This window comes from Runella sp. R5_40, from assembly GCF_057652295.1.
In genome coordinates this window covers 1-25396 of sequence record NZ_JBYFCH010000021.1, presented here as the reverse complement: position 1 = coordinate 25396, position 25396 = coordinate 1, and the positions used below count along the sequence as shown (strand labels likewise).

Sequence of the window (25396 nt, the reverse complement as noted above, 5' to 3'; positions counted from 1 at the left end):
AAATTTATGAATTAGGTAAAGCACTTTGATTATCCATTCTCAGTAAAATAATAGCCCCCGAAATAATGGTCAGTACACCAATAAACGTAATGGACATATTCACACCGAAGGCATCAGCGACTGTGCCTGTCAATAAAGCTCCGATGGCATACCCTAAATCTCGCCAGAAACGAAATGTTCCTAAACATTCGGCTCGTTGCGTTGGATTGGTGTAATCAGCAATAGCACTTAGGAATGTTGGATAAACCAGTGCAGTACCCAACCCCAAGGTGACTCCTATGAGTATAAAATGGGTAAATGTAGAAGCAAAAGCCAAAAACAGAATCGCTAAGCCTTGTATCAGCATCCCCCAGAATAGAAGTAGCTTTTTGGAATAAATATCAGATAATCTTCCCGTAAATAACTGACCGATTCCCCAAACCGAAGGATATACCGCTGCAATCGCCCCAATAGTGGTAGGTTCAAAGTGCTGATTGAGCAACAGTAAGGGGAGAAGCCCCCATATCATACCATCGTTAAGATTATTGGTCAAACCTGCTTGGGTAATGGCATTCAACGATTTATGCCGAAAGGAGGTATCTAAGAATGGATGAGGGAGAAGAGTTTTGTTATTTAATTGTGTTTCTTTTAATACGTGATGTCCCGTGTCTTGAACCTTAAAAATGCTTATTCCAAGCCCTAAAAACGAAAATAAAATACCGATATAAAAAGGGTAAGGTCTAACGCCATATTGTTCGGCCAGAAAGCCAGTCAGAAAAGCAACTACTCCAACAGATAGATACCCCGCAAACTCGTTGATGCCAACCGCCAAGCCACGGTTTTTGTCGCCTACAAGGTCTATTTTCATTACAACTGCCATGCTCCACGTCAATCCTTGGTTAATGCCGAGTAAAATATTGGTTAGCACAATCCATGTCCAACTTTCGGCATATATTAGCATAAAAGGAATAGGCAATGCAAAAACCCAGCCTAAGACAAGTAATTTCTTTCGACCGAAAACATTTGCCCATTTGCCCGTAAAATAATTACAAATCGCCTTTGTGATTCCAAAAGTAATGATGAATGAAAAAATGGCGGTCTTGGACCTAATGCCAAATTCTTGTTCAGCAAGTTGGGGTAAAACTGTACGTTCAAGACCAAGCATACCACCTACAAAAGCATTGACAATCACTAAGTACGAAAATTGTTGCCAGTTTTCCCGTAACCCCTGTTGTATATTTTTCATAGATTTATTGAACAGCACAGCGGTTTGCGCCTGCTTCTAAATCTGCTTGTAAATAATTAGCAGGAGTAGGCGGCAATTTTGACAAAATAGCTTCAATGAATTTCTCTTTTTCGAGCGATAGCAGCTTAATTGACTTTTTGATTTGGCCTAAGTTTGCTGAAACAATCTCTTGACCGATTTCAATTGACTTTGAGGTATGGGCAGGTAAAATCTTAATATCATCGTTTAAGATTGCAATCAAGTGGAGCGAGTCATAAAGCATCGCAGCTTTCAACCATGTTTCCTGTTCGTTGGCTTTCAAATCAGGTCGTCCAACGCTATCTGTAAATAAAGTATCTCCTGTCAGTAAAGCACTGTTTTCAATTAGAAACGAGGTACTTTCAAGAGTATGACCTGGGGTATGAATGACCTTTATGGTTGTTTTTCCTAAATCCAGTTCTACGCCATTTTTAATAGGTGTAAAGTTATAATTAACATTTGCCAAATCAATCATCAAATGTGCTGCTCCCGTGACTTCCGCTAATTCCTTGGTTCTCGAAACATAATCTGCGTGGATATGGGTATCGGCTACTTTTTCGATGACATACCCATGTTGAGCAGCAAGGTTCAAATAAATGGAAGGGGGAAGCGAGGCATCAATAACCATTGCTTTCTCTCCTGAACCTATTATATAGGATAAACACCCTTTTGCTAATCGCCTGACTTGGATGATTTTAACGTTGCCGAGTTCTATAATAGCTGTATCCCAAGCAAAATTCCATGCTTTCATGCCACCTTCAAGAGAATAAGCGTCATAGCCATTTTCGGATAGTAATTCAGCGGCAAAAAGGCTTAGGTTTCCACCGGCACATAAGGTAACAATGGGGAATAATTTATCCAAAAGCAAAAAGTCGAATGCGTCTCTGTTTCCTGCCTTTAAATTTTCGTAAACGTCTAAGTGAATACTTTGTGGAATGTGCCACTCGGTTCTTTCGGATAAAGGGCGAATATCTAAAATAGATACTTTTTTATCTGCTGTTAACCAATCACTCAGCGTCTGGGTATCAATTGTTTTGACTGTTGCCATTGTAAATGGGGTTTAATTCTTCACAAAGGTCAGGCAACCAAAAATACAATCCTTTTACATTTGTTAAATAATCATTTAATGTTAGCTCTAATCCGACTCAAACTTACCTGTGTTATACCCAAATAAGAAGCGATACATTTGAGGGGAACCCGTTGTATAATGTTGGGGGTGTCTTGCAGAAGAGCCAGATAACGCTCCTCTGCGGAGTGGAATTGGATACTTTCGATTCGGTTGACTGTTTCGACATAGGCGCTCTCAAAAATTTTCCTGAATAGTCGTTCAATTGCTGGGAAAGTATCATAAAGCTGGAACAACTTGGGTTGCAACTCCCGATTCGGGCCAAAAGTAAGATAGACAGATTAAGCACTATTACTTATCCTAATCCTGCTGGTTCTTTGGCTGCGGGTGCATACTTCCATTGAAAAATGCGTTCCAAGTCAAACCGAAGCGGTTTATTATCCAGCAGTTTAATAAAGTCATATTCTCCCATCATGTTCACATGCTGCCAGGTAACGGCAGTGCCATTGCCGATGACCGAAATCATTTCTTCCAGTACGGGCTGCGAATCTATCCTGGCAAGTAATTCTGATAAGTATAAGTAATTCCAAAGCACGATAGCATTCTGGATCAGCCGCCGGCACAGAATGATTTTTTCCTGCTCTTGCTTGGTGGCTACCTGAAATTCCTGATTCTGACCGAAGAAAACGGCTTTGGCAAACCGGTTCATCATCTCAATATGGCTTAGCTGCTTTTCAACCGACTGCCGTAATTCCAGGTCATCGTAATACCTGAGGATAAAAGCGGTCCGAATGATTTTGCCGAACTCTTTGAAAGCCTTCTGCAAGGGATTCTGTTTGGCATACGAGTTCATTCGTTTGAGTACCTGAAAAGCGGTGGTTTTGCCCAGTTTGAGCGATACCATCACCCTAAGCATGTCATCCCAGTGCGTCTCAATGAGCTTTTCACTGATGTAATGGTCAGGCAACAGGACGTATCCTTGCCCGGCGTACTCTTTCTGGGAAACAAAGCTGTAGAGTTCCAGCGTACCCAGCTCCTTGATGCGGGGCGCAAAGAACACGCTTAAAAAATGCATCATACCAAATATGACTTCGGTTCCCCCGTGGGAGTCAGTAGAATGCATCGTACTCTTCACCACCGGATTGCCTAAATGCATATCCGCTACATTCCCCGCTTCCCGGTCAGCAGCCGTGATAACGGCCGAATAGTAAGAAGCAAACCGTTCGTCAATGGCAGTGTTGATACTCGATGCCTTTTGGAATCCGGGATACTTGGCCGAATAGGTAGCATTCAGCGAATCGCCCTTCACCAAAATTTTCTGCCCATCACTGGCCGTATGGAGTTCGGTGGGGGACTTCCGGTGAATCTCTGGCAGAGCCAAGCTATTTTTCATTTGGATGATTGTATTATTGGCATCGGCCAGCGCCTGTTCGGACAAGTACCAATCGGCCGTATGCTTCAGGGTAGAGGCCTGCACGCCTTTGGAAATCCGGCCCATCCGGTCTACCCCGATATTGCAGCCCATTGCCAGGATCGCGGCAAAAAAGGTTTCCTGGGTAGGGCGTTTCTTTTCGTCGGTTTTGCTCCCATGTCCAAACAGATGCAGAAAGGGAGCGGCTTTTTCCACATCTGACAATACGGAAAGGATGGATACGTACCGGGCCGGACGAAAATAGGCGGCTACCCGTTCCGTGTCGGGTTTCTCCACGGCGGGAGTCGCAATTAGGGGCTTTTTCTCCCGGTTAAAGGTAAAGTGGGGATTTGTAGATGCTTTGATATTTTCATTCGTCTGGCAGTACAATGCGTGCAAATGCTCTTTTAACCCAGCCAGCACCTTACCGTAATCGGCGAAGTGAGTCAGTTCGGCATCTTCCAATAGCCGCTTCTTATGGGCTTTCCATTCGTTTTTGTCAATCAGGTATTGATCCAGGAAGCGGTAGCGATAGGAATACCTAAAATTGATGGTGCCGGACTTAATTCCGTGGGCAAGGGCATCAAACAGAAACATTTTGTACAAACGGGGACGGAACTTTACTTTATCTTCTTGCTGGACGTAAAGTTCATCCTGACGGACCGTTTCCAGCCAATCCAGGTTCTTAGCTGGGGTGGAAATCCGGCCCTTACGCGCCGCGTAGTGTTCAAGGGCTGCCCCTAAAGCCGGATCGGTATTCTCCGAATCGGGCATCAGGTGCCCAAGGACCGCTCCGATGCGATTGGTTAACCAGGTGCTTTTCTTTTCCCATAAGTCTGTAAAATAGGGGGACTGGTCCTGATTTGCTTCCCGCTCCAGGGTTTCCAACTGAACTTGCTGTCCGGCTGGCAGAGAAATGTCTTCTTCTAATAACTTCTCTAATGCCCTTACTTTCTGTTCCGGGGGGTGGTCACTGGCCAGGATTGCTTTTACGGCTCGAAGCTGCTCAAAGTACCCCTTCCGGGACTGGATCAGTAGCCGGGTAGCGGCAGTACGCTGCTTCTGGGTAGCGAAATAATCCTCTTTTTGTAAACGTCGGGTGGCGTTTTCAGCAGATTTGACCCCATCCAGGACGATATCAATAAAGAAATCGTGTCGCTTGCGAATCTGGTGAATCAGAAAGCAGAGCAAATACAGGTACCGGTCTGAATGGGCGGCTATTTTGTCCGTATCAGCAATCGTAGTCCAGTAGGCGTGGTAGTCGATAATGGCATCGGAAAGACTCAGTTGCCCGATAAGGGCTTGCAGCCTTTCCAGACGGCTTTTTAACACGATAAATTGGGCAAGACTGCTGGCAATTTCTGAGGGTCTATTAGACTGGTTGATCGTTTTAAAGCCGACAATATCGGCATTTTGGTAGGCCGCTTTCCTTTCCAGAAATTCATCCAGCACGGCTTTGTGTTCCTGAGTCAGATGAGTTGCCAGCGCCTGGCTTAACTGTTTTCCTGCCGAAACCAGCGTTTCGTTAATCACCCGCAGGTATTTGTCATAGGCCGGGGATTCCATGCGGGCCCTAAACAAATAAGACTGCGTTTCAAACAACACCTTTCGGGGCATGAGTTGTCGCTCCACCAGCTGCTGAATATGTTTGCGCAAGAAGGTTTCCTCCAAAGGCTGCCAGCCGGAAAGCTGAAGGATTCGCTCCCGGTGATGATAAGCCATCTGTTTGTTATAGTGGGCCTGGAAAGGAATATCGTCCCAATTAATCCCTAAAGTCTTTACTACAAAGATTTGATCCGGACTGCGAAAGTCTCCCACTTCAAAGAAACGGCCCACGGCTTTGAAATACCCCCACTGCAAAAGAAAGCCCGCCTTAGCGAGCGGATGCCGAAGTTTGGCAAGTTCCTTTCCGAGTGCTTCATCTATCGCAAAGAAATAGCGTTGCTCTTCCAGGTTAAGTACCGGAGGAGTATTAAAGACTTTGATTTCAGAAGCTTGTAATAATTTGATTCGGCTCATAGTTGGCTGTACCTGAAAAAGAAAGATACTTCTGTAAGTCTTTAATCAGTAAGTCGTTAGCAAAATACCACTTGCAAGCCATTCAGACCAACTGTTTGATCAGACCAACCGGTTGAGAAGTGGTGTTCTTCTTTTGGCAGGCCATGCGGAATTGGATTATCAGAGCCGAAAAGATGGTAAGACCTCCGACCACCAGTATGGACGGATAAATACCTACCCAGTCAGCCAGTATGCCGGTCAGTAAGGCCCCGATGGCATACCCTAAATCCCGCCAGAAACGGAATACGCCCATACTGGCAGCTCTTTGTTCCGGATGGGTATCCGAAGCAATGGCGGCCAGAAATGTAGGATACACTACCGCAGTTCCCAGTCCCAATAAGGCGGAGATGGTCATAAAATGCCAAAAGGCTATCGCCCAGGGGAAAAGCACAATGGCTACTCCCTGCAGGAACATGCCGTAGAACAGCAACCGCTTTTTACAATACTTGTCGGCCAAGGCTCCGGTAAAGAGTTGTCCTACGCCCCATACGGCCGGGTAGGTCGCTACAATTACCCCGATTTGCTCCAGGGAAAAACCCTTCAGCGACAACAGTACCGGCAAGAGTCCCCAGACCATTCCGTCATTTAAATTATTGACCAGTCCGGCCTGGGTAACGGCTCCCAGATTGGAGTGAGCGAAAGTAGTATCCCAAAACACATTCAAAAGCTTTTGCTGCCCGCTACGGCCCGTTTCCAGTTTTACATGGGATGCCGTGTCCTTGACCAGAAAGATACTTCCCACAAGGCCAATGACGGCAAACCCTGCCCCCATCAGGAAAGGATAGGGTCTGATACCATAGCGGGAAGCCAAATACCCGGTCCCAAAAGCGACCAGGGCAATCGACAAGTACCCGGCAGATTCATTGATGCCCATGGCCAGTCCCCGGTTCTTTTCGCCCACCAGGTCTATTTTCATCACCACAGTCGAAGACCAGCAGAGTCCCTGGTTAATGCCCAGCAGCACGTTGGCCAACACGATATAATTCCAACTGGGAGCAAACATGAGAATCAGGGGAACCGGCAGGCCAAAAAGCCAGCCGTACACCAGCAGATTCTTTCTCCCTACGCGGTTGGCCAAGGCCCCGGTGAAGTAATTGGTGAAGGCTTTGCTTACGCCAAAAACGACAATAAAAGATAGCAGGGCCGTGCGGGCCACCAGGCCAAACTCCTGCTCGGCCAGCTCGGGGAGCAGCGTTCGCTCCAGGCCAATCATTCCCCCAACAAAGCCATTGATGATTACCAGCAGGGTAAACTGGGGCCAGTTCTCCCGCAGCCCCAGGACGGTAGGAATTGTGGACATAACGGTAATTCTTTATAAGGTGGGAAGGAAAAAAAGCATATCGCCTGATGTGGATAGTTATAGCGGTACAAAAGAATCTCCTCCGGGAATATAACTTAGGCCATGTGAAAGGGAAGGTTTCGGCTTTTCCAATCCGGGAATCCTTCTTCCAGGCGCCAAGCCTTAATGCCTTGTTTTTGCAGTTGTTCGACGGCTTCATCAGCAAACACACAGAAGGGGCCCCGGCAGTACACAATCACCGGTTTGTCTTTGGGTAAAGCGGCAATCCGTTCCGAAAGGTGTTCCATCGGGACCGATAAGGCTTGGGGAATGTGTCCGGCCCGGTACTCTTTTTCGGGCCTTACATCCAGGACCACTACATTTTCCTGTCGGACTTTCTCGATCAGCTCGTCGATGGATATTGACTGGAAGGAGTTTTTCTGCTCCCGGAAGTCTTTTAGGGTCCGCTCGATCTGGGCAAAACGTTCTATTCCTAAGTCCCGAAGTGATTTCCATACCAGATAGACTTTTTCATCGGCTAACCGGTAATGCACATAATGGCCTTCTTTCTGAATGCTGACCAGTTGAGCTCCCTTCAAAGTCTGTAAATGCTGGGAAGCATTGGCTATGCTGACATCAAGTTGCGTAGCAATTTCTTCTACCGTGCGGCTCGACTGGGCCAACAGGTCAATGATTTGCAGCCGGTAGGGATTGGCTAAGGCTTTAGTAAGACCAGCCAGTTCCGAATAGACTTTTTCTTTAAACTCCTTTTTTTCCATGGGCTTCCAGATGAATGAATCAAAGGTAAAGGTTTGTAATTATTCAATAGAATTATTGAATAATTATCTTCATTAAATTGGGTCACAAAAACGTGGGTTTTCCGGTACAGGAAAAATCGAGAGGCTAAAGCGTCAAAAATTAAAATTTACTTGTACCCGAAAGTTATATTCGATATCAATATACCCTATATTTGAAAAGACGGCATAAAGGGTACAAAATCGGGTATTATGAAAATTGGCTACGCAAGAGTATCAACGCAAGAGCAGATATTGGACCTTCAGCTGGATGCTTTGAAAAAGGCCGGGTGTGAAACGATTTTCACCGATAAGGTATCAGGCATAAAAGTTTATAAACCCGAGTTCGAGAAACTCTTGCTTTACGCCCGGGAAACAGACACCATTATTATCTGGAAGCTGGATCGTTTGGGTAGGTCTACCAAGCAACTCATTGAACTGGTAGAAATGCTTGGTAAGCGCGGAATTAATTTGATTTCCCTCAATGACCCGATTGACACCACTTCTCCCAGTGGCGTCTTAGTCTTTCAAATCTTTTGTGCCTTGGCCGAACACGAACGGAATCTGATTGTGCAGCGCACTAAAGCCGGATTACAATCGGCCAGGGCTCGGGGGAGAATGGGAGGACGGCCGCAAGGGTTAGCCGTAAAATATCAAAAGGTCGCCCCAGCGGTAAAAGACCTGTATGTAGCAGGACAAAAGTCCACTACCGAGATCATGCAATACTTTAACATTGGCTCCCGGAGAACACTTTACAAAGTATTACGATTTGCGGGAGTGGATGTCAAATCATTCCAGAAAGAGAAATCAAGGCCAGTTTCACCAATCCTAGAGCAGGTAGTTCCAGAGCAGGCACCTTAATTTATTAAAAGCCTTCTAACCTTTGGCTTCTGATCTATCTTACTTTTGGCCCGAATCGGGAGTTGCAGCCGTATTTATACTGCGACCGTAGCTAATTCGAGAGGATGTAGAGTAACAAAATCGTTTGAAATTAAAGAACCAGAAAACGCATATACCATTGAGGTTTCTAATGACTTGCTGTTTTGTGCTAGTTCGGAGGTTGAAGTTAATGCTACACAGACCGACGCAAAAGCGTACAGTTGGACACTTCCCGATGGTAAGCTACTTTCAACTCCTGTAGCATCAATTGGTCAGCCAGGTCAGTACAAGGTCGAAGTGACCAACGCACTTGGTTGCAAGGCTAGTGATGTATTTAATGTAACGATTATTGATGTAAAAACGACCGCCACCTTCGCCATGTCTTATGTTGGCTTGGTAGGTGAACGAATTTATGCAGTCAATCTAACACCATCAATACCTGTAAGATGGCGAGTATCTTCAGAGCTAAAAATTGATTATGAAGGTACAGATCAGCTAGTTTTTAGTGCTCAAAAACCAGGAGAATATAAAATAGAAATGATTGTTCCTGAAGACGGCTGTGAAGCTATCGTAAGCAAAAAAATTACAATTTTTACTCCCCCAAGCGGTAGAATTGCTCCAAATGGCTTGTCAGATGAATCAAATACGACTAAGAAGCAAGAAGAAGCATTTATTGTTTACCCCAATCCTGTAGCAACAATTCTTCATCTAAAAACCCAAGACAATAAAGGGAAAGAGGTGCATGCAACATTTACGGATGCTTCGGGTCGTAGGATATTAGAACGTCGGTTTACCCCCGAAACCAATACCCACCAAGAAGAGTTTGCCATCAGTGAATTACCAGCTGGAATCTATTTCTTGAGAGTGGTAACTGATACCCAGCAAGCTATTCTTAAAGTAGTAAAGGCCAATTAAGCATTACATTTAGAATAGAAAAAACAGTCGGGTAAGTCTATACTTATTCGGCTGTTTTTTTCTATTTGTAGGATTATAACATTGTACCCTGCTCATCTAAGCCAATCCCCAATTATAGGTAGCGATTTTGATTTTGAAATAAATTGTTGTTTGGAGAGATGCCTTTCTTACAAAAATACTTGTCCAAACAAACGCCCGTTTAAATATACTCTTTCCCCATTTCGTTGGCTTCTAGGTCAAATGCCCTTTTTTGCCCAAAAAAAGTCAATAGTTATTGTCTATTTATCAAAGTATAGTTAATTTTAAATTTTATCCATATTAACTATACAATTTATGAAAATTGGTTACGCCCGCGTCAGTACCAAAGACCAATCCCTCGATTTACAAACCGATGCTCTCGCCAAAGCAGGCTGTGAACATGTATTCACCGAAACGGCTTCAGGAGCCAAGTCGGATCGCCCTGAACTTTTGAAAATGCTTGACTTTGTTCGCACCGGTGATGTCGTCGTCGTTTATAAACTCGACCGACTCGGGCGCTCGCTGAAGCACTTACTCGACGTTGTTGCCTTGCTCAATCAAAAAGGGGTTGGCTTATTTTCCATCAACGACGCCATTGATACCACGACTCCCCAGGGGAGGTTGTTTTTTAATATCTCAGCCAGTTTTGCTGAGTTTGAACGGGACCTCATTCGCGAACGTACCAAGTCAGGCTTAGAAGCGGCTAGGGCCAGAGGAAGAAAAGGTGGGCGTCGAGCGGGTATGACCAAGGAAGCAATCAATAAAGCCATCTTAGCCGAAGCCTATTACAAAGAAGGTAAACTCGGGGTCAACGCCATTGCCCAAGAAATCGGGGTTTCCAAAATGACCCTCTACAAATACCTACGCCATCGAGGTGTAAAAATTAGTGCCTACCACAAAACATCCAAAGATAATAACTAATAAAAACCGCCAAGCCATATTGGTTTATCTAAACGTCGGTTCTGCAAAATACCCCCTCCAAAACGCTAGAATCGCCGTTTTTTCAATATGGCTCCTTCTAAATGGTTATGAACAAAAGGGGTTTTATGGCCAATATTCGACATATTTTTTAGACTAAAAATTAGCCATTTTTTTACAAATTTTCATATTTGCATACAAGCCTATACTGGTAATCACATGGTAATACATTGCCATTACATTGGTAATACTTTGGTTATATACAGGACGTATATGATTTTCAAAAACACATAAGTCTCTGATTAGCAAGCTCAATGAATATACCCATTACCATTTTCAAAAAAAGTCACAAAAACGGTTTATAGAGCATTATACTGGAAATAACCGAAATTACCGCGATATACACTAGGTATATATCAATCAAGTAAATACCCACAAACCCATGAGGTTCAGGCTGATTTTTCATGGATTTTGATATGGTTTCTTTGGAGATAATTTCCCTGATTGGCATCATTAAAAAGTGTGATGATACGTAATGAAACATAATGATTCGTAATGATACGTAAGCCCGTTTTACACATAATATTGCAGTGCAGCTTTAAGAATCCCAGCCACTTTATTACGAAGAGAGGCTGGTTCCAGTACTTCAATGGCGCTACCATATTCTAAGATTTTTGTAATTAGCTCATTGTTACAAATCACCCGAAGTTCCAAAACCGTTTTTCCATCTTGGGGATCAATAGAAGCTTCTTGCGTTGGATGGATTTTTTTGGTGAGGGCATATCTTTCTCGTACTGAATCGTGAAATTTTAGCTTCACTTTTCTGGGTTTACCTTTTTTTGTTACCCCCACCATATTTTTGAAATGGGCATTCAAATCAGCCTTATTAGGATGTTTAAATTGTTCTTGGGTCACAAAAGGTTGATTTAACATTCGGTCAATGGGGAATACCTGGAGAAACACACTTTGGTTATTTCCTTGTGCCCAACCCACCAAGTACCAGCGGTTATTATGTTCCCGCAACTGTAAAGGCATAACCACCTTGGTTTCGGCTTCTGCCATTTCAAACCCTTGATACCTAATCTTGATAAATTCTTTGCGGTGAATCAATTGATAAAGTTTATCAAAATAGCTCCGACCTCTTAGTTCTACTTCTTCAAATTCAATCAAGGGATTCAGGTCTCCTTTTAGCTCTTCTTCCTCATATTCAGTCAATAGTATATAAGGGCCAATTATGGCTCGTATCTCTTGTTCTAAGGCAAAAAGAATATTTTCAAATCCATCTAACACGTCAGTTTTTTGAAGTTGATGAATATAATACAGTAACTCATTCAGCAGAATTTCTCTACGTTTGGTCGTATCGGGCTGCTCAGGGCCTTCAAACTCCAATTGTAACATCGAAAATGGTTTCTCAGAATTGTACTTGTATCCAAAATAACGACTTGAATCAATAGAAGCTTTTAATTCATTACGCATGAAAGCGATGTAGTCGATAATCGTTCTTTTATCCGTATCACATGCCTCGGCCAATTTTTCGCCCGAGTACGAATTTCCCGTACGAAGCATTTTATGAATCTTTAGAATTGCTTTTAGCTTGACGTAGGAGTCGTGTCTTTTTCCCATTTTTAACATTATTTTTTTCAAACGAAACAAAGGCGTATCTGAGATTTTTCTCCCTACTTTTTTGTACGGAATTTTGCGCCATCGTTTCACTAAACAGGCACGCACCATGACTCCAGCTATTCATTCTTTTTTAGGCTTTATCGCTACGGCAGAACAAGAATCGGCACTGACTGCAATTGAACGCTTTTTGGAAAGCGACCACGACTTTATTATTGTTCGTGGAGCAGCAGGTACTGGTAAAACGAGTATCATGAGCGCCGTTACCAAATACGTAACCAGTCTTTCGTTACCTCCTGTGCTTTTAGCTCCCACGGGTCGAGCAGCGAAAAACTTGGCTCAAAAGACAGGATTACCTGCTAAGACATTTCACAGTTGCCTTTATGTCCCAACTACGGATATAAATGAAGCAATTGTACGATGGGTACGAAAAGAGAATGATTGCCCCAAGCAGCAAGTATTCATTGCCGATGAAAGCTCGATGGTAAGCGACCGTTTAGAAAAGAATAGTGATTTCATATCACAAAATTCGTTATTGGCCGATTTTGTTCATTTTGTGCGCCAAGGCAATTCTAGTAATAAAATAATTTTCATTGGGGATATTTGCCAACTACCTCCTGTCGGCTATTCAACAAATGAAGCACCACCTGCTTTAGTGGAGCACTATCTAACCAATAAGTTTGGTCTGCAAGGAAGCACCATTGAACTATCGCAAATCATGCGGCAAGGAGCTAGGTCACAAATTCTTACAGCCGCCACTGAGCTTCGTCGTAGTATGACTTTGCAAAGTTTGAATACGCCCAAAGCATTAGGGACACCGTTCTACAATCCCCAGCAAGCGGTGGATTTGTACCTCAAACGCTATATTACGGGTAAACATGATAGCGTTGCCATTCTATCGTTTGGTCACAATTATAAAAATGACTGCAATACCCAAATACGTTCTTCTTTAGGACTTACAGGGTATTTGTCTGCAAATGATACAGTTATGGTTACTCAGCCACATTTAGGCGGTACTTATATCGCAAATGGTGAAATGGGCGTCGTGAAAGACGTGGACTCTAAACGCCATCGCGTAGCAGACTTAGAATTTGTTGAAGCTGACATTACTTTTCTTGACGAAAATGACAGCGAGTTCACCCAAAAAGCCATGGTATTGCTCACTTCTTTGCATTCAACTATTACCCTAGAACAACGAAAAGCACTGTTTGCCTCTGAATTTCGCAGTAATAGACTTTTCCGTCAAAGTCAGAATATCAGGGATAGCGTGTATCTAAATGCCCTTCAACTAAATTATGGACATGCGTTTACAGTACATAAAGCTCAAGGGAGCGAGTGGGACACTGTTATTATGAATACATGGATGCCACAAACCGATTTGCGTTTTTTATATACAGGCATTACCAGAGCCCGCTCAGAGCTTTTCACCAATGGAGCCTACAGATATGTATCTTAATACCTTGTTTATTAATTAATTGGAACTATTTCATTCAATCATTTCAATAAAAAATATTCTTTTTCATAGTTTATTAGAATAAAAATTAATAAGTTTCGAGAACGTTAAACCTACAACCGTTTTGAAAAAAATTCGCTTTTTAAAAGTACAGTTCGACGCCGAAATCGAGGGATGGGAGCTACCTGCGTTTCGTGGGGCAGTCATTCAGAAGGCAGGAGAACAACACATCACCTTCCATAACCACATCAACGACCAGGAAGTCATTTATCGCTATCCCGTGATTCAATACAAACGTATTGGTCGTAATCCTGCTTTGATTTGTGTGGATTTTGGGGTGGACGAGGTGCATCATTTTTTCAACAACCGCAACCTCGACATCGAAATCAGTGGGAGAAAGCTGTCGTTGAATGTAAAATACCTTCAAATGAACCAATTTACGCTTCAAGTGTGGGAAAAAAGCTTTTCGATGCGGCTTACGCAGTGGCTTGCGCTCAACCAAGAGAACTACGCCAAGTACCGTGCTACCACCGATGAGTTTGTGCACCTCACCCTGCTTGAAGGTATTCTCAAAGCCAATATTATCTCTTTTGCCAAAGGGATTGGGTGGGACGTTGACAAAGACATTCGGTTGCGTATAGACACCATTGAAAAATCGCGGCTAGTCACCTACAAAGAGCAAAAACTGATGGCTTTCGACGTGACCTTCCGCACCAACGTTTCCTTACCCGATTACCTTGGACTAGGCAAAGGCGTAAGCCACGGATTTGGTACTGTTAGACAAGTAAGAACCCAATAAAAAATAAAAGACGTGCAAACCATAACCTTTACTTGCGAAGTAATTACGCCGATGTTTCTGGCAGGAGCAGACGGCACAACCCCCGAACTCCGCCCTGCGTCTATCAAAGGAGCTTTACGCTTTTGGTGGCGAGCAATGAATGGGCATTTACCCATTGATGAGATGCGAAAGCTGGAAGGAGAGATATTTGGGAGTACTCAACAACGAAGTAAAATTATCATACGTACAAAACAAATTGACATTAAGTATGGAAATATCAATAAGTCCGAAAATTTACAAGGTAGAGACTATCTTATGTACTCGGTCTTTATGAATGAAAAAGAAGCTATTACATCAGGCACTTTTGAAGTGACATTTTCATCAATTGACAATAAAGCTTTATTGGAAGCAACTTATTGTTTTTGGCTACTTTCAAATTTGGGGGCGTTAGGTACTCGTTCAAGAAGAGGATGTGGTAGGTTTATTATTAAAACCAGTACCAATAATAAGGATGATTTCCAGTTTAGTAATATTTCCAGCACTTTATTAGAACAAACTGAATACTTTAGACAAAGCTTAAACACAATAAAAAAGTATTTTAGGATAAATTCAGTTAATGGTAAAACCTTGTATCCTAACTTTCAGAGTTACAGTATATACGTTATTGACATGGCATGTGATAAGGCAGAGGACGCTTTAAACAAAATTGGCGAACTATTTATGAACTTTAGACGTAGAAGACAACCAGATTATAACAGTGTAAAATCATTCATATCAAATGGTACAAAACCTCAAACGATAGAAAAAGCAATATTTGGTCTTCCTATAAGTTATAGGTTTCGCTCTTTAGGTGGAAAAAGTGCTATGATTGAGGGGGGGAATAAAATTACACGTAGTGCTTCAAGTCTAATGATTGAAATTATAAAAATTGGTGAGAAATTTTACCCTATGATTATAAACTTTAATTCTCAATTATTAGAGAGTAGTGTTAGTCTAAAGCTATCAAGTAAAGAGCAAAAGAATAAAACTGCTTATCCAAGGCTTCCTACTACAAATTTGAAGAATAAATTTATCGATAGTATCAACGGGAAAATATTAATATAATGAGCAATAACAAAAAATATCTATTCCTACTAACCATTGGCCCTGTACAGGCTTTTATTGCTCAGGCAAGAAAGACTGTGGACTTGTATGCTGGAAGTAAGATTTTAACAGAACTCACAAAAACGGGCATAGCGTATATTGGAAGAAAAAAAATTGTTTTTCCTTATGCAAAGTACGAGACAGAAAAGGATTGGGAGGAAGTTAATTCTCTTCCTAATCGTTTTGTGGCACAATTATCAGGTACAGAAAGTGAGATAAATCAACTTGGTAAAGATACGGAAGATGCAATTAGAGCAAAATTCAAAAGTATTTCAGAAAAAGTATTGAAAAATGCTGGAATACCAACATTCCCAGCTTTTGAACAGCAGATTGAACAGCATTTGGATATTTACTGGGCTGCTATTGAGCTTGGAACTGACTATAAAGAAACTTATGCAAAGTTGGAGCAGGTAATTGGTTCGCTTAAAAATATGCGACAGTTTCAACAATATACTTATGAGGGTATTGGAGAAAAGGGTCGTAAATGTAGTATTGATGGAGAGCGAAATGCTATTATTTACAGAGAAAACCCTGAGAAGAAAAGACCTTTTGCATTAAGCTCTCAGGCTAAACCAACTAACTACAAATTAGACGAAGGCGAAGCCTTGAGTGCAGTAAGTTACACTAAACGAGCTTACAAAGCTGAATCTTTTCCCTCTACTGCTTCTATTGCATTAATGCACGTTCATCATATTTTAAAAAATGATGGACTTACGAAAGTTTATTATAAGTTACTCAATGACACAAACGACCAACTTTTTTATAAAGAGAATATTGAAAGTAATAAGTACTTAGAAAAAGTAATAAGGGAGTCAAATAAAAACAGTTCTTTATTACCAGATTCAATCCGTGATTGCCATAAAAACTATTGGGATATTGCTCAAGAGAAAGGGTTTAAGTCAAGTGATAAACATAAATATTACGCTGTTTTGACATTTGATGGTGATAGTATGGGTAAATGGTTAGGCGGTGCAAACGTTAACGGGAGTTTGGAGGCATTCCATGAAGGTTTTTCAAAGCTTCTGAGTGCTTTTGCTAAAAAAGCCGATGAGATAGTAAAGAAGGAAGTTAAAGGCTATACAGTATATGCTGGTGGAGATGATTATTTGGGTTTTGTCAATATCAATCATCTCTTTGGTGTTTTACAAGAATTACAAGAGGCATATAAAACAGAAGTCAGCAACCCTTTAGCAACCTACAGAAAAGATGACAAGGAAATAACTTTTTCAGCAGGCATTTGTATAGCTCATTACAAAGAGCCTTTGCGTTTGGTACTTCAACAAGCCCATGCGATGATGGATAAAGCCAAAGATATAGACGACGACAAAAATTGCTTTGGTATTTCTGTTATCAAAGGGTCTGGTGAGAATTTAGAAACGGTCTGGAAAAATGAGCATATCGGTTTATTAGAAGAAACCACAAAGGGATTAATGGATAGAGAAGATAAAGATACCCCGTATTTCTCAGATAAATACATTAAGGTCTTGGAAACAGAGTTTCAAAAGCTTGTTGATGAAGATAATAAATTAGAAAAAGACAGTAGTAAATTACTGATTACAGAAATCAAAAGAACTCTTACCCGTGCAGTAAATAAAGGTTCAAAGGAAGAGAAACAAAATGCAGTAAAAACGATGAGTGAGACTTTAAAAGATTTACACAATGCAAATTTATCAGATTTACCTAATTTCTTTTCAGCACTAAACTTTTGCCGTTTTATGCAACGAGAACTTTGTCCTAAAACCTTTTTAAACATGTAAAGCCATGCCATACATCAAAATAGAAGCCATTGATACCTTATTTTTTAAAGACGGACGACCTTTTTCTATGGGAGAAGAAACCTACGCTACGGGTATTTTTCCACCGCCACCAAGTGTATTTTTAGGAATGTTCAGAAGTGCTTACGCCAGTGAAAAAAATATCTCTCTAGATAGATTTAAGGAAGAAACGGAGCATATAAGAATTGAGGGAGTGTATTATTCGGCAGATAAGAATTATTTCCCTATACCTTTAGATTTAGTAAAATTAAAGTCATCAATCAATACAGAAGCTGTCTCTTTATGTCTATCATTGAAAAATGGGTTTGCTTCTAACTCTACTGATTTCTCTCACATTTTATGGCATCCTAAACATATAGAAACGGTATCCAATGGTATGCTGTCGAAGGATGTGTTTGAAGATTATTTATATGATGATAGTTCGCTTGACTCAGCGTTTCCTTATTTATCAATTGACAAACTTACCACAACAGAAGTAAAGATTGGTATTGGTAGAAATAAGGAAAATAAACAAAGTGAAGATGGTAAACTTTATAGAATTGGTATGAGAAGAATGCAGAACGACTCAAGTAAAGAACGGTTTTCATTCATTATTAAAACTAATGAACGCCTATTAACCGTACACGGAAAATTAGGTGCAGAAGGTAAAAGCGTTCACTTTTATCCAAATGCAGATTTTAGACCTATTAATAATATTGAATATCAAGACAATCAATATTTTAAACTATATCTGCAAACACCTGCATTTTTTAAAAATGGCTCATTACCCAATTTAAAAGAATACTTCCCATCATGGGATTTAGAGATTATAGCTGGTGTAGTTGGAAAACCTCTACATATTGGTGGATTTGATATGACAGAAAAAGGTGGTCCCAAAACAATGATGAAAGCTGTACCAGCAGGAAGTGTGTATTATGTAAAAATCAATAATGGCACAACTAAAGATTTTGTAAATAATCTTCCTAGTTCTTTACATTCCATAAGTGATTTTAGACAAGAAGAAGGGTTTGGCATTTATCTTATTGGCAATCTCAATATCAATAAATACTTACAATCAATACTATAAAATATGATTAAGATAATAACTACGGTTGGTACGTCTATTATTACTAATTTTTTAGATCATAACGTACAAAGTGTAATTAATAATGAAAACTCGAAAATAGACGACCCTTATCAAAAAATTGTAAATGGAGATATCAAACCAAGACATGAGAATCATATAAGAGAGCGGATTTCTAAGTTTTTTTTATTTAATACTAAAAAAAATCAGGATGGCACATGGTATTATAACCAAGAGTCTCAAGGGTTAAATAAAAATTGTTGTGCAGAGATTAATAGTATTTTAAAAATTAAAGAAAGGAAACAGCAAGAAGAATATAAGGTTTACTTAATCTGCACAGACACAAGTTTATCAAAGATTTCTGCCGAGTTAATTAAAAGTTGTTTAGAAACTATAAACCTTGACTGCGAAATAATAAGTGTCAATGGATTACAGGTAGAAAACAACACAGACTTTAATCAAAAAGGCTTTCAAAATCTTATAGAAACAATCACTTCCATCAAGAAAAGTGATTTTATAATGAAAAAGAAGCCCACTTATATATTAAATATCACTGGTGGATATAAGGGACTAATCCCTTTAATGACTATTTATGGTCTTGTTGGCGAACATGAACTTGTTTATATATATGACCAAAGTAACTCTCTTATTTCGTTAAAAAATATTCCATTAACTTTTGATTGGGCTATAGTTGATGAAGTTGCACCTTATCTTGATAATAGCACTTTTTACCAAGTTAAAAATGACCAAAATGTTCTAAAACTATTAAGTAATTATGGTTTTTTAACATCTAATAATCAAATATCTCCTTTCGGAGAATTATTTAGAACTATAATGGATGAAAATATTCCAGAAGGGAAAACTTCATTAGGAATGCTGGTTGAGTATAAATTAGCAGAGTTCTATTCACAGTTTGATAAGTCAATTAGAAATGACTACGTCATAACAAGAGGAGTATATATTGATGATGTGAATAAGTACACACCAGGCAACGAAATTGACATTTTAATGGAAATAAAAGGTCAAGACTCTATATGTAAAGCTATTTGGGATGATGGGCAAAAAGCTGGACAGAAACCAGTAAATGAATGTTATATCACCAATGAATTAAAAAGTTTTGGGCAAGTTTGTTTAGGAACAAAGGCTATCAAACAATTTGAAAATTTTCTTGACCAACTCAATAACCATTGGGCAAGTCAACTTCCGAAAGAAATCAGATATGTAGTGTGGACACTCAAAAGAAATGGATTACCTGCTGTGGAAGAAAATAATAAGAGGATGTTAGACACACTATTAGAAATGAAACACCTTGTTGGAGTAAAGCTAAATAACGAACTTTTATTCAAACCGTACTTATTAACGCTAAGAATTGACCCTAGAAAAGATAACTCTTACGTTGATATGATGCAGAGAAGTATTAACCAAAATGATTTCAAACTAATTCAACTATAATAATACGATGTTCAAACAATCCAAACCCCTATTTTTCATTTGCGAAACACCCTTGCACGCTGGCAGTGGCTCAGATTTGGGTATAGTTGATTTACCTATTCAACGAGAAAGACACACTTCTTTCCCAAAAATAGAAGGTTCTTCTTTTAAAGGTGCTGTCAGAGAAGCTGTTGAGCAAAAAAGCGTAGATTTCACCGCTAATAATAAAACACTGAAAACTAATGATAAAAAGCATTGTGTTGCTTTAGCTTTTGGTCCAGAAGATGGTGACGCACACGCTGGTGCATTAGGCTTTTCAGATGCTCGTTTGTTACTTTTTCCTGTAAAAAGTGTAAAGGGCGTTTTCGCTTGGGTTACTTGCCCAAAAGTATTAGAGCAGTTTAAGCGTGATATGTCTTTAACAGGTATAACAATTACAATAACTGGAAATGAACCAAAATCTGATAATTGTATAACAGAAAGCAAAAACTTAAAAATTGGCAACGATAAAATCGTTTTAGAAGAATATGCTTTTACTATTGGCAGTTCTTATGATGTTATAATAGACAATAAAGCACTTGGTGCATGGCTTTCTGAGCTAATTACTGATGGCTTTTGGAAGGATAAACTTACAACTGATATTGTTATTTTATCAAATGACGATTTCAAGGATTTTGTCAACCTAAGTACCGAAGTTATCACACGCACAAAGATTGATAACAAAACAGGTACAGTACAAGCAGGTGCATTATTTACCGAAGAGTTTCTTCCTGCCGAAAGTATTATGTATAGCTTAGTAATGGCAAGTCCTGTGTTTTTGAAAGAAGAGAAGAAGAAAGATGCGATTCTCCAGACTGATGTAGATGTTATGAATTATTTTTCTACGGCACTACCTGATGTAATTCAAATTGGAGGAAATGCTACATTAGGCAAAGGTATTGTACGAGTTGTAAAATCATTACTAACAGAAAAGGGGGTAAAAAATGGCTAAGACAATTAATGGAATCGAACAAGGTAGAGCAGATTTTGCTTATCAGTGTGCTTTAGATGGGAAAAATATATCTTCCAAAAGGCCGATTCAAGAATATGAAAATCAATGGTTTAAGGATGATAAATATAAATCATACGTAAAAAGCCTTCCGATGATGATTAAAACAAATGGACTGGGTGCGACAATTGCTTTTATTTTTTCAAAAAAAGCAAAAGAGAAGGAGATAAATAGAGTTAAGCACAATCCAGGTACAGAATCAAATCCTAAAAATGCTTATGATTTGATTTATGCACATGTAAATCATTGGTTACACTTACCTGAAAATATTTATCTTTTAGAAGGTAAAGAATCATTAGAATTAACGTTGGCAATTGTTGAATTACCAAGCGGTCAATATCGAGCAGTAACTAACGAAGTACTGGCATTGTTTAACTGGCTTCGCCGATTTGCAGAAGGTTTAATTGAGGGAGATGATTTAATACAAGAATAATGAAAAAGGGCAAATTTATCATACTTAATGACAATGGCAAACTTGTAGCTTGCATCAAACGAGCTGATGGGCAGGTCATAAGGATACCAGAATTGGAAGTAAATCCTGACATTCAAGAATTAGATGGAATGCCTTGTGAGTACTTCAAAAAGGAAATTTTAATCATAGATGGTGAAAATATCTATCAGAAAAAATACACCCCTAAAGAAGAGCTAAAGCAAGAGGTAAAAAGTCCTTCCCTTGATTTTAAATCACAGCTTAACCAAGCAATGAATGCTAAAGATACAGAGGATGAATCTATGGAAAATAAAACAAGAACGAAACTTTCACAGGATAGCTTTTCTCTACAAGACTCCAAAGTACCATCAGATGTGAGGCAGATAAGGATTAGCGACAAAGATATTGATAATTTTTATCTCAAATTGAATAAGTTTGCTCGTTGGACTGTAAATGAAAAAGGTGAAAATAAGTTTTTATTTTTTAATAATCAAGAGCGTAAAGACAGACAAAAGAAGGTTATTCTCGGCAAATTTGAAATCAAAGAAAACTTTGGCATATTAGAAAATAAGTTTACAGACCTTAACGAACGTCATCATAATAATGCGAAAGCCTTATTTGGCGAAAATGTTATGGATGTATCACTTACCCCTAGCTATCATTTAGTAGTAGGACTTGGAGGGCATTCTGTGTATGAAACCTCTATGACTTTACACCATATTTACGGTGTTCCATACATTCCTGCCAGTTCAATAAAGGGTGTTGTGCGTAGTTGGATTATTCTTGATATGTTTGATAATAAAGAATCGTCAGCTCTTGAAGATGATACTTTCGTAAAATGGTTTGGTAGTCAATCAAGTGCTGGTAAATTGGTATTTTTTGATGCTTTTCCCAATGAAAAGCCAAGAATAGAGCCTGACATTATGAATGTTCATTATCCTAAATATTATCAAGGGACTGAACCTCCTACAGATACGCAATCTCCTGTACCTGTTTCTTTTTTAACTGTTACGAAGAGTCCCTTTAAGTTCTTTATAGGTTCATCAGAACTGAATATAAACAGTGATAAGCTAAAAGATAAAACAATTGAAGATTGGCTCAAAGATGCACTTATTAACCACGGTATCGGGGCAAAAACTGCAATTGGCTACGGATACTTTCATTAATTTTCATTCTCTCTTCTTATAATTTTCTTGTACAATTAGGAATTGAATTCCTAATTGTACAGAACAATTCGCACAAAACTCAAGCTTTAACTATGGCACGAAAAGTTTTTATTTCATTTTTGGGGACTAATAATTATGTTCCTTGTAACTATTTTATAGAAAAAGATACTACACAAAAAGTGAGTAATGTAAAGTATGTACAGGAAGCCATTATAAAGTTATTTTGTAACGATTTCACTCAAAACGATGTAATTTTTACATTTACAACATCGCTGGCTCATCAAATGAATTACTTAGATAATGGTCAGTGGAATAATAAAAGTCAACAATACGACTTGCCCAATATAGGTTTGCAGACAGTTTACAAGAATATTTTAGGAACTTCAAATAGTCCCAAATATCAATCTTTACCTATTAAAGAAGGTTTTTCTGAGAATGAGATTTGGGAGATATTTGAAACTGTATCAAGTGTTATTGAAAATGGGGATGAGTTGATTTTAGATATTACTCATGCGTTTAGATTTCTGCCAATGCTTGGCGTAACACTAATTGATTTTTTGAGAGTAACAAAAAATATCTCAGTCAAAGGGGTATTTTATGGTGCTTTTGAAAAATTAGGAGTTCAGGCAAAAGTACTTAATATGCCTATAGAAGAGCGTAATGCTCCTATTATCAACCTATTATCTTTAATTGAGTTACAACGATGGACACAAGCAGCTAATAATTTCCAACAATATGGATTTATTGATGATATATTAGAATTAACCAACAAAAATATTAAACCTATTTTAGCTAAATCTCAGGGTAGAGACGAACTCTCTCAAAACTTACGTAGTTTTGGAACTATTATTGACACGCTTATAAAAAATATATTTACTAATAGAGGAAAAAGCTTAAAAGAGTTTAATTCAGAAGTTCTCAAAAAAAATATTTCAAATATTGAATCATCTGATTTATTTATAAAACCACTCAAATCTCTCTTTACAATCATTAAAACTAAAATATCTCCTTTTAATAATACCAAGGAAATTTGGCTCGACTCAGCAAAATGGTGTAGCAATCATAATCTTACTCAACAGGGCATTACTCAATTACAGGAAGGCATCATAACATACATTCTCGAAAAAGTAAAGCTTACTTATGATGATTCTTTTTATGATTGTTATTTAGAAAAACCAAGAGTTTTAATTTCAAAAATACTAAACATTATTGAAAAAAAAACTGATGAAGAAAACTGGAAGGGAATTAGCCTGGAAGATAAAAGGCGGATTCAGATACTTATTAATCATCCGCTAATAATTGATTTTGCAAGCATTTTTGCCAAAATCACAAGTTGTAGAAACGATATTCAACATAGCGGTTATGTATCTAATGCCAATAGTCAATCATTTAAAGTAAACCTTCAATCATTTATTAAACACGTTGACGATATTGTTCAAAAGTACGATGCTCCTCAATCTCACTAATCATCCAAGCCACCAATGGCCTGAAAACCAAACTGCTCTGGCTCTTGAATCCTATCAAAATGTTACAGATTTACCATTTCCACAAATTGCACCTAGCCTCACTTCTGATCAATTAGACGAGCTTGTTGGTAACTATTTTCAAAAAGTTATAGAACTTCACCCAAATGCCGTTCACATTATGGGTGAAATGACTTTTACCTTTCGTTTGGTACAAAAGTTAAAGACTTTTGGCATCTCCTGTATCGCCAGTACAACGGAACGGGTAACTGAGCAAATCGGCGAAATGAAAACCTCCAAATTTCAATTCGTACAATTCAGAGAATACTAATCCAACTCATACCATCCACGCATCCCTTCTACAACTTCTCGGATTTTAGAACGGAGTGTTTTCGGAGTCATAACCTCGCAGTCAGCGCCGAGTTCGAGAATTTTACTTTCTAACTCCTTATTGATGATGAGGTTATACGAGAAGGATATGTCGGTTTCGGTTTCTTGTAGTATCTTTTGAGAAGGATGAATCGGCTTAGTGTTGACGTACCACGCCCTGGGCTTGAGCACCCGAATCGTCACTTCTTCAGGTTGACTCGCCTGTGGCTTGGTGACACCTATAAAATGTTCAAAGTACGTAGCTGGGTCCAAAGTATCGTTTGACTGGAACGAAGTGCTTGCGGGTGTAAGCTTATTCATTCTGTCCAGGGCAAGATTGTAGAGTAACTGCTGGGAATGTTCGAGGCCAAACAAATACCATCGGTTGTTGTATTCTTTCAGAAAATAGGGATGAATCACAAAGGTTGACTGTACTCCCTTAAAATCGGTATAATCAATTTCAATACACTGCTGACAATTGATGTAATTGTACAACTCATTCAGGAAATGAAGCCCTTTCAACAACGGATTTTCTGATTCTCCGCAAACACACCTAATATTTTTAGTATATTAGCGCTCAAAAAGCAGGGATTATGAACATATTCAGTTTTACGGCTCATTTCGGTTCGGAGGAAGATTGTCGTTTGCATTTCAAGGAGCAGCGTGATAAGGAAGGGGTTGTCTGCAAGCGATGCGGGGGCACTTCCCATTATTGGTTACAGGGTAAATGGAGTTATGAATGCAAAGGTTGCCGTTTCCGCACCTCGTTGCGCAGCGGTACGAACATGGAGAGCTCCAAGCTGCCGTTTCTGGTGTGGTACAAAACGATGTTCCTGATGAGTTGCACAAAAAAGGGATTCTCCACCAACGAACTCCAGAAGCAATTAGGATTGAAGCGTTACGAACCGGTATGGGCGATGGTACACAAACTCCGCAGGGCGATGGGCAACCGGGATGCAAGGTATACACTGGAAGGGATGATAGAACTGGATGAGGGTTACTTTTCGGTGGCCAGTAAGGAAATCGAGCGAGGCAAGGGTACACGTGGCCGGGGAGCCGAGGGAAAGCAGAACGTT

General features: G+C 39.6%; 21 protein-coding genes and 1 pseudogene. 15 read left to right on the top strand and 7 right to left on the bottom strand.

Going from position 1 to position 25396, the window contains the following annotated elements; translation table 11 throughout:
- Positions 1-4: 4 nt before the first annotated feature.
- The 5 genes from AC23N5_RS25105 to AC23N5_RS25085 all read right to left on the bottom strand — a co-directional run bounded on the left by AC23N5_RS25105 (position 5) and on the right by AC23N5_RS25085 (position 7836).
- Entirely contained in the window at positions 5-1225 is a 1221-nt protein-coding gene (locus tag AC23N5_RS25105; RefSeq protein WP_277341167.1) for an MFS transporter, read from the bottom strand.
- 4 nt (positions 1226-1229) lie between these two features.
- Positions 1230-2291 carry an MBL fold metallo-hydrolase gene (locus AC23N5_RS25100; protein ID WP_277341166.1) on the bottom strand — a complete coding sequence of 354 codons (1062 nt, stop codon included), beginning with the start codon at positions 2289-2291 and terminating at the stop codon, positions 1230-1232.
- A 373-nt stretch (positions 2292-2664) separates the two neighbouring features.
- Positions 2665-5739, bottom strand: coding sequence for a Tn3 family transposase (locus tag AC23N5_RS25095; RefSeq protein ID WP_487757730.1), 3075 nt, complete (start codon positions 5737-5739; stop codon positions 2665-2667).
- An 82-nt stretch (positions 5740-5821) separates the two neighbouring features.
- Complete coding sequence (locus AC23N5_RS25090; protein WP_051397917.1) at positions 5822-7078, bottom strand: MFS transporter; 1257 nt, start codon at positions 7076-7078, stop codon at positions 5822-5824.
- 95 nt (positions 7079-7173) lie between these two features.
- Positions 7174-7836, bottom strand: a complete 663-nt coding sequence (locus AC23N5_RS25085; RefSeq protein WP_028523417.1) for a metalloregulator ArsR/SmtB family transcription factor — start codon at positions 7834-7836, stop codon at positions 7174-7176.
- A 228-nt stretch (positions 7837-8064) separates the two neighbouring features.
- On the opposite strand from AC23N5_RS25085, the gene AC23N5_RS25080 reads away from it, so the two are divergent.
- The 3 genes from AC23N5_RS25080 (at position 8065) to AC23N5_RS25070 (ending at position 10584) form a co-directional block, all read left to right on the top strand.
- Positions 8065-8712 (top strand): recombinase family protein, encoded by a 648-nt coding sequence (locus AC23N5_RS25080; protein ID WP_183980753.1) that lies wholly within the window; start codon positions 8065-8067, stop codon positions 8710-8712.
- A 45-nt stretch (positions 8713-8757) separates the two neighbouring features.
- A complete protein-coding gene (locus tag AC23N5_RS25075; protein ID WP_487757729.1) occupies positions 8758-9645 on the top strand; it encodes a T9SS type A sorting domain-containing protein in 888 nt (295 codons plus the stop codon).
- Between the two features lie 333 nt (positions 9646-9978).
- The gene (locus AC23N5_RS25070; protein WP_028523400.1) at positions 9979-10584 is read left to right on the top strand and encodes a recombinase family protein; all 606 of its coding nucleotides are present in this window, start codon (positions 9979-9981) and stop codon (positions 10582-10584) included.
- A 570-nt stretch (positions 10585-11154) separates the two neighbouring features.
- Here AC23N5_RS25070 and AC23N5_RS25065 read toward each other — a convergent pair.
- On the bottom strand, positions 11155-12204 hold the full coding sequence (locus tag AC23N5_RS25065) for a helix-turn-helix transcriptional regulator (RefSeq protein ID WP_487757728.1): 1050 nt from the start codon (positions 12202-12204) through the stop codon (positions 11155-11157).
- Positions 12205-12310: 106 nt separating this feature from the next.
- Here AC23N5_RS25065 and AC23N5_RS25060 point away from each other — a divergent pair, with 106 nt between their 5' ends.
- The 11 genes from AC23N5_RS25060 (at position 12311) to AC23N5_RS25010 (ending at position 24282) form a co-directional block, all read left to right on the top strand.
- Positions 12311-13657, top strand: a complete 1347-nt coding sequence (locus tag AC23N5_RS25060; RefSeq protein WP_487757727.1) for an ATP-dependent DNA helicase — start codon at positions 12311-12313, stop codon at positions 13655-13657.
- A 121-nt stretch (positions 13658-13778) separates the two neighbouring features.
- On the top strand, positions 13779-14453 hold the full coding sequence (locus AC23N5_RS25055; protein WP_164490310.1) for a CRISPR-associated endonuclease Cas6: 675 nt from the start codon (positions 13779-13781) through the stop codon (positions 14451-14453).
- 12 nt (positions 14454-14465) lie between these two features.
- Positions 14466-15536, top strand: coding sequence for a type III-B CRISPR module RAMP protein Cmr1 (cmr1, locus tag AC23N5_RS25050; protein WP_487757726.1), 1071 nt, complete (start codon positions 14466-14468; stop codon positions 15534-15536).
- Positions 15536-17332 (top strand): type III-B CRISPR-associated protein Cas10/Cmr2, encoded by a 1797-nt coding sequence (cas10, locus tag AC23N5_RS25045; protein WP_487757725.1) that lies wholly within the window; start codon positions 15536-15538, stop codon positions 17330-17332. Before cmr1 ends, cas10 begins: the two co-directional genes overlap by 1 nt.
- A 4-nt stretch (positions 17333-17336) precedes the next feature.
- Complete coding sequence (locus tag AC23N5_RS25040; RefSeq protein ID WP_487757724.1) at positions 17337-18416, top strand: type III-B CRISPR module-associated Cmr3 family protein; 1080 nt, start codon at positions 17337-17339, stop codon at positions 18414-18416.
- A gap of 3 nt (positions 18417-18419) precedes the next feature.
- On the top strand, positions 18420-19865 hold the full coding sequence (locus tag AC23N5_RS25035; protein WP_487757723.1) for a putative CRISPR-associated protein: 1446 nt from the start codon (positions 18420-18422) through the stop codon (positions 19863-19865).
- Positions 19866-19872: 7 nt separating this feature from the next.
- The gene (cmr4, locus tag AC23N5_RS25030; protein ID WP_487757722.1) at positions 19873-20835 is read left to right on the top strand and encodes a type III-B CRISPR module RAMP protein Cmr4; all 963 of its coding nucleotides are present in this window, start codon (positions 19873-19875) and stop codon (positions 20833-20835) included.
- Positions 20828-21325 (top strand): type III-B CRISPR module-associated protein Cmr5, encoded by a 498-nt coding sequence (cmr5, locus tag AC23N5_RS25025; protein WP_487757721.1) that lies wholly within the window; start codon positions 20828-20830, stop codon positions 21323-21325. The genes cmr4 and cmr5 overlap by 8 nt, the downstream gene beginning before the upstream one ends.
- A complete protein-coding gene (gene cmr6, locus AC23N5_RS25020; RefSeq protein WP_487757720.1) occupies positions 21325-22488 on the top strand; it encodes a type III-B CRISPR module RAMP protein Cmr6 in 1164 nt (387 codons plus the stop codon). The genes cmr5 and cmr6 overlap by 1 nt, the downstream gene beginning before the upstream one ends.
- A gap of 92 nt (positions 22489-22580) precedes the next feature.
- Entirely contained in the window at positions 22581-23954 is a 1374-nt protein-coding gene (csx2, locus tag AC23N5_RS25015; RefSeq protein ID WP_122934714.1) for a TIGR02221 family CRISPR-associated protein, read from the top strand.
- A complete protein-coding gene (locus tag AC23N5_RS25010; RefSeq protein WP_122934715.1) occupies positions 23935-24282 on the top strand; it encodes a CRISPR-associated protein in 348 nt (115 codons plus the stop codon). Before csx2 ends, AC23N5_RS25010 begins: the two co-directional genes overlap by 20 nt.
- Here AC23N5_RS25010 and AC23N5_RS25005 read toward each other — a convergent pair.
- The gene (locus AC23N5_RS25005; RefSeq protein ID WP_487757719.1) at positions 24279-24842 is read right to left on the bottom strand and encodes a helix-turn-helix transcriptional regulator; all 564 of its coding nucleotides are present in this window, start codon (positions 24840-24842) and stop codon (positions 24279-24281) included. The genes AC23N5_RS25010 and AC23N5_RS25005 overlap by 4 nt on opposite strands.
- A 71-nt stretch (positions 24843-24913) precedes the next feature.
- Here AC23N5_RS25005 and AC23N5_RS25000 point away from each other — a divergent pair.
- Positions 24914-25396: pseudogene (locus AC23N5_RS25000) on the top strand (IS1595-like element ISBbi1 family transposase); the annotation flags it as partial.

What these genes read in the sequence shown, in the direction of transcription:
- AC23N5_RS25105 (WP_277341167.1), bottom strand. Translation starts at nt 1,225, where the DNA reads ATGAAAAATATACAACAGGGGTTACGGGAAAACTGGCAACAATTTTCG.
- AC23N5_RS25100 (WP_277341166.1), bottom strand. Translation starts at nt 2,291, where the DNA reads ATGGCAACAGTCAAAACAATTGATACCCAGACGCTGAGTGATTGGTTA.
- AC23N5_RS25095 (WP_487757730.1), bottom strand. Translation starts at nt 5,739, where the DNA reads ATGAGCCGAATCAAATTATTACAAGCTTCTGAAATCAAAGTCTTTAAT.
- AC23N5_RS25090 (WP_051397917.1), bottom strand. Translation starts at nt 7,078, where the DNA reads ATGTCCACAATTCCTACCGTCCTGGGGCTGCGGGAGAACTGGCCCCAG.
- AC23N5_RS25085 (WP_028523417.1), bottom strand. Translation starts at nt 7,836, where the DNA reads ATGGAAAAAAAGGAGTTTAAAGAAAAAGTCTATTCGGAACTGGCTGGT.
- AC23N5_RS25080 (WP_183980753.1), top strand. Translation starts at nt 8,065, where the DNA reads ATGAAAATTGGCTACGCAAGAGTATCAACGCAAGAGCAGATATTGGAC.
- AC23N5_RS25070 (WP_028523400.1), top strand. Translation starts at nt 9,979, where the DNA reads ATGAAAATTGGTTACGCCCGCGTCAGTACCAAAGACCAATCCCTCGAT.
- AC23N5_RS25065 (WP_487757728.1), bottom strand. Translation starts at nt 12,204, where the DNA reads ATGGGAAAAAGACACGACTCCTACGTCAAGCTAAAAGCAATTCTAAAG.
- AC23N5_RS25060 (WP_487757727.1), top strand. Translation starts at nt 12,311, where the DNA reads ATGACTCCAGCTATTCATTCTTTTTTAGGCTTTATCGCTACGGCAGAA.
- cas10 (WP_487757725.1), top strand. Translation starts at nt 15,536, where the DNA reads ATGAGCAATAACAAAAAATATCTATTCCTACTAACCATTGGCCCTGTA.
- AC23N5_RS25040 (WP_487757724.1), top strand. Translation starts at nt 17,337, where the DNA reads ATGCCATACATCAAAATAGAAGCCATTGATACCTTATTTTTTAAAGAC.
- AC23N5_RS25035 (WP_487757723.1), top strand. Translation starts at nt 18,420, where the DNA reads ATGATTAAGATAATAACTACGGTTGGTACGTCTATTATTACTAATTTT.
- cmr4 (WP_487757722.1), top strand. Translation starts at nt 19,873, where the DNA reads ATGTTCAAACAATCCAAACCCCTATTTTTCATTTGCGAAACACCCTTG.
- cmr5 (WP_487757721.1), top strand. Translation starts at nt 20,828, where the DNA reads ATGGCTAAGACAATTAATGGAATCGAACAAGGTAGAGCAGATTTTGCT.
- cmr6 (WP_487757720.1), top strand. Translation starts at nt 21,325, where the DNA reads ATGAAAAAGGGCAAATTTATCATACTTAATGACAATGGCAAACTTGTA.
- csx2 (WP_122934714.1), top strand. Translation starts at nt 22,581, where the DNA reads ATGGCACGAAAAGTTTTTATTTCATTTTTGGGGACTAATAATTATGTT.
- AC23N5_RS25010 (WP_122934715.1), top strand. Translation starts at nt 23,935, where the DNA reads ATGCTCCTCAATCTCACTAATCATCCAAGCCACCAATGGCCTGAAAAC.